An 8363-nucleotide genomic window follows, 5' to 3' on the forward strand; every position below is an offset into this window, starting at 1 on the left:
AAAATCAGCTCGCTGATCACGGCACAACGTTAGTGCCACAAGACTAATTAATCTGTGGAGCAGTCATGCCCAGAACGGGGTTCATAGATCATATCGGTGTCGCGGTGCCGGATCTTGCGACGGCGAAGGCCTACTATGACGATCTAATGCCGATCCTTGGTTTCAAGGAGTGGTTCAAAACCGAACCGGAGTTCAACTACGGACCGGATGGAAAACTCGGGACGCAGCTGTTCTTCTACCAAGCGAGGGACAATGGGCACTATTCGCGCCATGCTACGGGGTTACAGCACTTAGCCTTTTCGGTGGAAACGCGTGAGGTCGTGCGTGAGGCGTACAATTGGGCACTCTCGCGGAAGTCACATATTCTGAACGCACCCCAAGAGTTTCCTCAATACGGGACGCACTATGCGGCCTATTGGCTCGACCCACACGGCATCAAGCTTGAGGTCGTCTGCCACAAAGATGGTGAAAGCGATTGAGACATTAGTTTATCACCGAGCTACAAAGCCGGACATTTGATACACAGCCGAAAAGCCTCGCGCTACGTCCACCTAAAAGTCCGGCGACGAAGGTCCGGAGGGAGCCCATAGCTCCAAGGATCGACACCGCAGCAACTTTCAATCCAATGGCAGGTTTGTCCCGCATCCTGTGAATTCGCAGATGTCGAGATTTTGCATTTGCAGCGAATGTCAGCAAAGCAGGCTGCGACCGCAGAAAGCCAGCTGGGTGTCGAACGTCTCTTGTGGGCCGCTTCCTATGATCAAGCGAAGTTGGGTATGAAAGATGGAGCGTCGTCTCCAATGATCGCGACAAGTCCAAACTCGAATGGTATCTGAAGTGCATTACTCCAGGGCTTTCAGCAAACTTGGTAATCGTGCGCCTTGCAGCATGATGTGATCGCGCATCAAAGTGTTCGCAGTTGCTCCATCCTTGTTGAAGATCGCGTCGGCAATCTGCTCATGCTCTTCGACCGATTTTTCCAGTCGACCGACAACTTCATATGGCAACAGCCGGTAGACGTTGATGCGAGCTTGAAGTCGCTCCAGTTGATCACTGAGCCATTCGTTTCCGGCTGCTCGGTGAATGGCTGCGTGAAATACGAGGTTTGCAGCGGCGTAGGCAGTTGGGTCTTCTTTCGCGGCTGCGTCCTTGCATTGTTGCAAGCCTTCTTGGATCGACTTTTTGTGTGAAAGCGTCAAAGACTCGCTGGCTAAACGCGCCGCCATCCCTTCAAGTTCCGCCGCGACTTCGAATAAGTCGTTCAACTCTTTCGCAGACAAAACGCGTACTATGGCACCTTTGCGAGGCCTCGTTTCGAGAAACCCGCCATCCACCATTGACCTTATCGCTTCGCGTATTGGAGTGCGGCTGACGCCAAATCTTTTGGACAGTTCAGCCTCTTCCAACTGATCGCCAGGCTTCAGTAACCCACTGAAAATCTCGTTTTTTATCTGCTCGATAAGAATATCTGATGCGCGCGGCATGGCTGCTCCTTTCCAACATTTTCATACAGTGCAGCGGATTCCAATTCCATACAAAAAAGCATCAACAGGATTTTTTTAGTTGCTATATGTATACATATAAGTCATGTAATAATCCACAAGGAGGAATCACAATGAAAAATTTTGCACGATCAACTGCATTGGGCTTGGCGCTTTTTGCGGGCAGCGCACAGGCGGAAGAGCTGCGCCTCTCTCACCAATGGTCGACCGCAGATGTCAGGCATGAGGTCGCTCAAATCGTTGCTGATGAAGTCGCCGCCGCGGATGTGGATCTTGAGATCAAGATCTTCCCGTCCAAGTCGCTCTTTAAGCCGCGTGAACAGTATCGGCCACTGTCACGGGGCCAGCTTGATATGACGGTTTTCCCGCTGTCCTATGCAGGTGGGCAACAACCGTCATTCAACCTCACTTTGATGCCGGGTCTCGTAAAGAACCACGATCATGCCGCGCGTTTGAGCCAGTCTCCCTTCATGGAGGCACTCGAAGAAAAGATGGCTGAAGATGACGTGATGGTTCTTGTGCACGGTTATTTGGCAGGCGGCTTTGTCGGCAAGGACAAATGCATCACCAATCCATCCGATGTCGAAGGACTACAAACCCGCGCCGCTGGAAAGTCTTTTGAGCAAATGTTGGTAGGGGCAGGTGCATCGATTACGTCGATGGCGTCGTCAGAAATCTATTCGGCCATGCAGACGGGTGTTTTGGATGCAGCAAACACATCATCTTCCTCGTTTGTGTCCTACCGGATTTTCGAACAGGTCGCGTGTTATACGCCGGCCTCCGACATTGCGCTGTGGTTCCTGTATCAGCCGCTTTTGATGAACAAGTCCACGTTTGAAAGCTTGTCGGATGAGCAGCAGGCCGCACTCCTCGCCGCAGCGGAGAAAGCCGAGGCGCATTACCTCGAACAGGCGAAACTTCAGGACGCGAAATCGGTTGAGGTCTTCAGCGCAGCCGGCGTGGAGATCGCTGAAATGACCGCTGAAGACTTCCAAGATTGGCAAACGCTGGCGCAAGAGACGTCATATGCCACTTTTGTCGCCGAAGTTCCCGGCGGTCAGGAGCTTTTGGATCTCGCTTTGGCCGTCGAATAGCCCTGTTGCGTCCGGGGCCAATGCGCCTCGGACAACCTTTTCACGAAAGCAAAGGACGCCTGCCATGTCCGGACACGCCCCAGCAGCAATTGTTCGAACGACAAGTGACAACCAAATTGTTCGATCCATCCACAAAATTTCAAGCGCCGCCGGTTGGTGCTCTGCATTAATGATCCTGACAGCAGTCGTTCTGACTTGTCAGATGATCTTTGTTCGATTTGTCCTGAATGGATCGACTGTGTGGCAAACAGAGATCGTCGTCTACCTCGTCATCGCCGCAACATTGGTCGGGTTGCCCTTCGTTCAATATCAGCGAGGGCACGTCAACGTTGATTTGATCCCCTTGGCATTGCGGGGTCGCGCTCGGTTTGGCCTTGCAGTTCTGACCCTCGGCTTGTCCATTATCATCACGGTTCTGCTGCTGTTCTACGGCTACGAGTATTGGCACTTTGCCTACAAGCGTGGTTGGACATCTGATACGGTCACAGCCGTTCCGTTGTGGATACCGTATCTGTCGCTACCTGTCGGCTTCGGTTTGTTGCTTTTGCAACTCGTCGCTGATCTCGTCGCACTCCTCACAAAATCTGAAACCCCGTTTGGGTTGGAGGCATAACGATGGACCCCCTCATCCTTGGCGCTCTTGTCGGCGTTTGCACAATCCTTGTTCTGTTCTCTGGCGTGTCCGTTGCCGTAGGCTTGATGATCGTCTCCGCAGGCTTCTTGTTGGTCTTTGACGGCATTCGGTCGTTAGAGCTGATGCCGGAAATCTTCTTTGGAAAGCTCGACAGCTTTGCGCTTCTCTCGATCCCGATGTTCATCATCATGGGGGCATCTATTGCATCCACACGAGCGGGCGCAGACCTTTACGAAGCACTCGAAAGATGGCTCACGCGTATCCCCGGCGGGCTGGTGGTCTCGAACCTGGGCGCCTGCGCATTGTTCGCTGCAATGTCTGGATCGAGCCCCGCAACCTGCGCTGCGATCGGCAAAATGGGCATTCCAGAAATGCGCAAACGCGGCTACCCGGAAGGGATCGCGACGGGTTCTATCGCGGCGGGCGGCACGCTGGGTATCCTGATCCCGCCTTCGGTCACGATGATCGTCTACGGGATCGCAACAGAGACCTCGATTGGCCGTCTGTTTCTGGCAGGTGTCTTACCCGGCCTGCTTTTGGTGGGGCTCTTCATGATTTGGTCGCTCTACGCGACCTGGCGATCCGGCGATACCGCGCTGCTGACCGCGCGCAGTTATTCCTGGAGGCAAAAGTTCGAAGTTCTGCCGCGTGTTGTGCCGTTCGTCGCCATCATCATCGGCGTACTTTATACCATGTACGGTGGCGTTGCCACGCCGTCAGAAACGGCGGCAGTCGGCGCAATCCTGTGTCTTGTCGTGGCCATCGTCATCTACAAGCTTTGGGATATCCGCAAAATCTGGATGATCTTGCAGGACAGCACCAAGGAAAGCGTGATGATCCTGTTCATCATCGCAGCCGCCGGCGTGTTCTCTTACATGCTGTCGAGCCTTTTCATCACGCAAAGCATTGCGACCTGGATCGGGACGCTGGACGTGAACCCTTGGGTTTTGATGATCGCTGTGAACATCTTCCTAATCATTGCGGGCTTCTTCCTTCCTCCGGTCGCGGTGATCCTGATGGCGGCTCCGATCTTGTTGCCAATCATTACAACCGCCGGCTTTGATCCGATCTGGTTTGCCGTGATCCTGACGATCAACATGGAAATCGGGCTGATCTCTCCACCCGTTGGCCTGAATCTTTATGTCATCAACGGTATCGCCCCCGATATTTCGTTGAAGACCATCCTGACCGGTTCCCTCCCTTTCGTTGCCTGCATGTTGATCGCCATCATCTTGCTTTGTGTCTTCCCGGGCATCGCAACCTGGTTGCCCGAAGTCGTCATGGGCCCCGCGCTCTAACCCTATCTCCTGAAAGGAAAGACCATGTCTTTTGCTACAAAGTACCGCCGCGTTGGCCTGATTGTTCCCAGCTCCAACGTCACCATGGAAACGGAAATTCCCGCACTTTTGAAAGCGCGGGAGACGATCCTGCCCGATCGTTTCGCGTTTCATTCGTCCCGCATGCGGATGAAAAGTGTGGTGAAGGAAGAGCTTGAAGCTATGGACGCCGACAGCCAGCGTTGCGCGGTCGAGTTGTCCGACGCGGCAGTCGAAGTGCAGGCCTATGCGTGTCTGGTTGCGATTATGTCCATGGGGTTGGGCTATCACCGAAAATCTGAAGTCAAACTCAATCAAGCGACGGTCGACAATGGATGCCCAACTCCTGTCCTGAACTCTGCGGGCGCGCTCATCGATGGAATGAAGGATCTCGGGATCAAAAAGGTCTCGATCATCTGCCCGTATATGAAGCCGCTCACGAAAATGGTTGTGGATTATATCGAGAACGAGGGTATCGAAGTGCAGGACTTCCTTGCACTGGAAATTCCGGACAACCTCAAAGTCGCGTCACAAGACCCAACAGCTCCTGCCGAGCTTTGGCGCAAGCTTGATACGCGCGGTGTCGATGCCATTGTTGCATCTGCCTGTGTCCAAATGCCGTCGCTCCCATCAGTCGAAATGATTGAACGTGCGTCCGGACTTCCAACTCTGTCAGCCGCCGTTGCAACGACGCGCCAAATATTACGTCGTCTGGATTTGACTGAGGTTGCACCGGGCGGCGGTGCACTGCTGTCAAACGGCATGACAGCGTCCTTGCAAGAAGTGGCCTGATTATTTTCTGCGCTGCTCTCCCGTGGGGCAGCGTATTTCCAAGCGAGACCAAATCGTGAACCGTGAACCGAAAACTGAAGCTTTGGAAGTGTCGCATCAGGTATCCATCTATCCGATTACTCAAGCGACAACAGCAACGTTTACGGAACTCTATTTTCGGCTGACTTTCCTGTTCTTTATTCAACGCGGCAGCAAATACGTTCTGCATCCGACCCAAGGCGAAATGCTTGGCGAAGAAGGGGATTTGATGATCTTTCCACCGGGCGCCATGGTCACCATGGAAAACCGGCCGGTCATGAATGAAACCTACCGCGCTTTGGGAGTCTGCTTTTCTCACGATTTGGTGGATGGCGTTTTCTCTGATGTGCCCAAAACGCAGGCTGAAAGGGGCGTCCAAATTGTTAGAGCTTCAGAGCACAACCCATCTGATATCCTTAGCTTGATCACAGATACGCTGAACAACGCCTCGCTTTCGGAAATGATAAAAAAGCATCGACTATTAGAGCCTTTACTCTGGCTTCGCGCACAGGGATTCAATCTGCCAACGCAAGTTGAAGACGATCCAATCAGTCAAGTCCGCCGCTTGATCGAAACGGACCTCAGCCATCCTTGGATGGCCGGGGACGTCGCTGACCATTTCGCGATGAGCGAAGCTACCATGCGACGATGGCTGTCAAAAACAGGTCAGGGGTTTGCAAAGATTCTATTGCACACGCGATTGGAACGAGGGTTGAGTTTGCTGCAAACCACAGACAGCCAAATCTCCGCAATCGCAATGGATTGCGGTTTTAAAACGCCATCTCATTTTTCGGACGCTTTCCAAAATAGGTTCGGGATTAGGCCAAAAGACATCCGCTCCGCGAAAGGTTGATCGAATTTCGACATTATTTGCGTGGCTGTCAGAGGCGGCACTTGTGCGTCGTGTCTAAGTTAGCTCCATCGACAACACGAAAGTTCAGGAAAGGAACTGAACAATGCTACGCACATCTCTTCTTGCGCCCATGCTGGTAGTAAGCGGCTTCGCTTCCCCCGTTGTGGCGGATAACTTCAAGCTGACCAGCCCCCATATTGCAGAAGGCACCCAGCTTGACGCAGCCCAGGTTTTTCAAGGCTTTGGCTGTGAAGGCGGCAACATTGCTCCGACGTTGGCTTGGTCTGGTGCACCCGAGGGTACCGAAAGCTACGCGGTCACTGTCTACGACCCAGATGCGCCAACTGGTTCTGGCTGGTGGCACTGGTTCGCTTTCAACATCCCGGCAGAAGTAAGTGAATTGCCCAGCGGCGCGGCGGTCCCGACAGGTGTAGTGGAACTGACCAACGACTATGGCGCGGAAGGCTTCGGCGGCGCATGCCCACCGCCGGGTGAGGTGCACCGCTACAACTTCACGGTTCATGCTCTCGGCACCACTCTGGAGTTGGACAACTCCGTCAGCAATGCACTGGCCGGGTTCATGGTGAACGCCAACAGCCTGGCCTCTTCCACCATCACAGCCGTCTACAATCGTTAATCACTTGCGCCTCGGGTTGGCACCGGGGCGTGACGTTTCCTCACGGAGAACACCCATGAAAATTACAATCAACAGCTTTGCCAATGGCTCACCGATACCCGCTAAGTTCGCCTTTGGAAGAATTCCGACCAAAGGTCGCTTCGCATTGTCGAATAACGTGAACCCTTCGATCGCGTGGAGCGACGCACCTGAAGGTACAAAGTCCTTCGCCATCATTTGCCATGACCCAGATGTTCCATCATCCGGAGACGATGTTAATCAAGAGGGTAGAACGGTTCCAGCCGATCTGCCACGTGTTGATTTTTACCACTGGGTTGTTGTGAACATTCCAGCGAATGTATCCGAGATTTCAGAGGGCGCAGACAGTCTTGGGGTCACGGCCAAAGGCAAAACCGCGGGCCAGCGTTCCTACGGCCGTACCGGGATCAACAGCTACACAGACTGGTTTGCTGGCGATGATGAAATGGGCGGGAACTACGGCGGTTATGACGGCCCGTGCCCACCTTGGAACGACAGCATCATCCATCACTACCACTTTACTGTCTATGCATTGGACATTGACCAGCTGGATCTACACGGATCCTTTACCGGGGCAGACGCGCTGGCGGCCATGAAAGGTCATGTCCTGGCAAATGTCTCCCATATCGGCACCTACAGCATGAACCCTGACGTCGTTGCCTTAGCAGTCTAAACACCGGGAGCCTCTTAAAGGCGAGGCTTCCGCTCCCCAAGGGTCGACCCATGTTTTACGAACCGCAAAACGGCCACGGTCTGCCGCACAATCCCTTCAACGCGCTCATCACACCAAGACCGATTGGCTGGATTTCCACCCGCGGCGCAGATGGATCGGAGAACCTCGCACCGTATTCGTTCTTCAATGGTGTCTCTTACTCCCCTCCGCAGGTCATGTTTGCATCAACGTCCAGCAAAGAGGACCGCCAACGCGGTAAAGACTCTACCGGCAACGTGATCGATACAGGGGTATTCTGTGTCAACGTAGTCGGGCACGAAATGCGCGACGCGATGAACAAGACCTCTTTGTCGGCGAGCCGCGATGTCGATGAATTTGAACTCGCCGGGCTCGAACGCACTGAATGCGAAACGATCCCTTGTTCACGTGTGGCCCACGCCCCTGCGAGTATGGAGTGTAAACTGACCAAGGTTGTAGACCTGCCTGGCAGCTCCAATATCGTAGTCTTTGGTGAAGTCACAGGCATTCACCTCAACGAGAAATATCTGATCAATGGCATCTTCGATGTTACCAAGTTCCAACCCTTGGCACGTTTGGGCTATCAGGACTATGCGCGCGTGACAGAGCTGTTCAGCCTCAAGCGGCCAAGCGCTTAAGTCTCTTCAAAGGGCAGAGGAATTGAGTTTTTCTCTGGCTACGCCAGTCAGACAGATACAAAACTCCCAGTGTGGCAAATTTACGATGCAGCATTCGGTGCTTGGTACCCAAGACATCGCCCAATCTTTCCCGCAGAGAATAGCGGGGAATCGGCTGCGACTGCCCCCGG

10 protein-coding genes are annotated in these 8363 nt (G+C 53.6%); 9 read left to right on the plus strand and 1 reads right to left on the minus strand.

The annotated features are described in order from the left end of the window. The first annotated feature begins 65 nt into the window (after positions 1 to 65). Entirely contained in the window at positions 66 to 479 is a 414-nt protein-coding gene (locus ACR0EZ_RS12095) for a VOC family protein (protein ID WP_170720362.1), read from the plus strand. A 363-nt stretch (positions 480 to 842) separates the two neighbouring features. Here ACR0EZ_RS12095 and ACR0EZ_RS12100 read toward each other — a convergent pair whose 3' ends face one another. Continuing rightward, positions 843 to 1484, minus strand: a complete 642-nt coding sequence (locus ACR0EZ_RS12100; RefSeq protein WP_170687412.1) for a GntR family transcriptional regulator — start codon at positions 1482 to 1484, stop codon at positions 843 to 845. A gap of 131 nt (positions 1485 to 1615) precedes the next feature. On the opposite strand from ACR0EZ_RS12100, the gene dctP reads away from it, so the two are divergent. The 8 genes from dctP (at position 1616) to ACR0EZ_RS12140 (ending at position 8193) form a co-directional block, all read left to right on the plus strand. Next, complete coding sequence (gene dctP, locus ACR0EZ_RS12105; protein ID WP_170687437.1) at positions 1616 to 2596, plus strand: TRAP transporter substrate-binding protein DctP; 981 nt, start codon at positions 1616 to 1618, stop codon at positions 2594 to 2596. 64 nt (positions 2597 to 2660) lie between these two features. Further along, entirely contained in the window at positions 2661 to 3209 is a 549-nt protein-coding gene (locus ACR0EZ_RS12110) for a TRAP transporter small permease (RefSeq protein ID WP_480613310.1), read from the plus strand. A gap of 2 nt (positions 3210 to 3211) precedes the next feature. Beyond that, positions 3212 to 4528 carry a TRAP transporter large permease gene (locus ACR0EZ_RS12115; RefSeq protein ID WP_480613312.1) on the plus strand — a complete coding sequence of 439 codons (1317 nt, stop codon included), beginning with the start codon at positions 3212 to 3214 and terminating at the stop codon, positions 4526 to 4528. A 24-nt stretch (positions 4529 to 4552) separates the two neighbouring features. Continuing rightward, complete coding sequence (locus ACR0EZ_RS12120) at positions 4553 to 5338, plus strand: maleate cis-trans isomerase family protein (RefSeq protein WP_480613314.1); 786 nt, start codon at positions 4553 to 4555, stop codon at positions 5336 to 5338. A 55-nt stretch (positions 5339 to 5393) separates the two neighbouring features. Further along, positions 5394 to 6209: a helix-turn-helix transcriptional regulator gene (locus ACR0EZ_RS12125; RefSeq protein WP_480613316.1), complete on the plus strand. Its 816-nt coding sequence runs from the start codon at positions 5394 to 5396 to the stop codon at positions 6207 to 6209. Positions 6210 to 6339: 130 nt separating this feature from the next. Continuing rightward, positions 6340 to 6846, plus strand: a complete 507-nt coding sequence (locus tag ACR0EZ_RS12130; RefSeq protein WP_480613318.1) for a YbhB/YbcL family Raf kinase inhibitor-like protein — start codon at positions 6340 to 6342, stop codon at positions 6844 to 6846. A gap of 55 nt (positions 6847 to 6901) precedes the next feature. After that, positions 6902 to 7537 carry a YbhB/YbcL family Raf kinase inhibitor-like protein gene (locus ACR0EZ_RS12135; RefSeq protein ID WP_480613320.1) on the plus strand — a complete coding sequence of 212 codons (636 nt, stop codon included), beginning with the start codon at positions 6902 to 6904 and terminating at the stop codon, positions 7535 to 7537. 50 nt (positions 7538 to 7587) lie between these two features. Continuing rightward, a complete protein-coding gene (locus tag ACR0EZ_RS12140) occupies positions 7588 to 8193 on the plus strand; it encodes a flavin reductase family protein (RefSeq protein ID WP_480613322.1) in 606 nt (201 codons plus the stop codon). Positions 8194 to 8363 lie beyond the last annotated feature (170 nt).

The organism is Ruegeria sp. AK4 (genome assembly GCF_056541025.1).

Bases quoted from the DNA above. Each gene is read 5' to 3' on its own strand.
- ACR0EZ_RS12135 (WP_480613320.1), top strand. From the start codon at position 6,902: ATGAAAATTACAATCAACAGCTTTGCCAATGGCTCACCGATACCCGCT.
- ACR0EZ_RS12115 (WP_480613312.1), top strand. From the start codon at position 3,212: ATGGACCCCCTCATCCTTGGCGCTCTTGTCGGCGTTTGCACAATCCTT.
- ACR0EZ_RS12100 (WP_170687412.1), bottom strand. From the start codon at position 1,484: ATGCCGCGCGCATCAGATATTCTTATCGAGCAGATAAAAAACGAGATT.
- ACR0EZ_RS12140 (WP_480613322.1), top strand. From the start codon at position 7,588: ATGTTTTACGAACCGCAAAACGGCCACGGTCTGCCGCACAATCCCTTC.
- ACR0EZ_RS12120 (WP_480613314.1), top strand. From the start codon at position 4,553: ATGTCTTTTGCTACAAAGTACCGCCGCGTTGGCCTGATTGTTCCCAGC.
- ACR0EZ_RS12095 (WP_170720362.1), top strand. From the start codon at position 66: ATGCCCAGAACGGGGTTCATAGATCATATCGGTGTCGCGGTGCCGGAT.
- dctP (WP_170687437.1), top strand. From the start codon at position 1,616: ATGAAAAATTTTGCACGATCAACTGCATTGGGCTTGGCGCTTTTTGCG.
- ACR0EZ_RS12110 (WP_480613310.1), top strand. From the start codon at position 2,661: ATGTCCGGACACGCCCCAGCAGCAATTGTTCGAACGACAAGTGACAAC.
- ACR0EZ_RS12130 (WP_480613318.1), top strand. From the start codon at position 6,340: ATGCTGGTAGTAAGCGGCTTCGCTTCCCCCGTTGTGGCGGATAACTTC.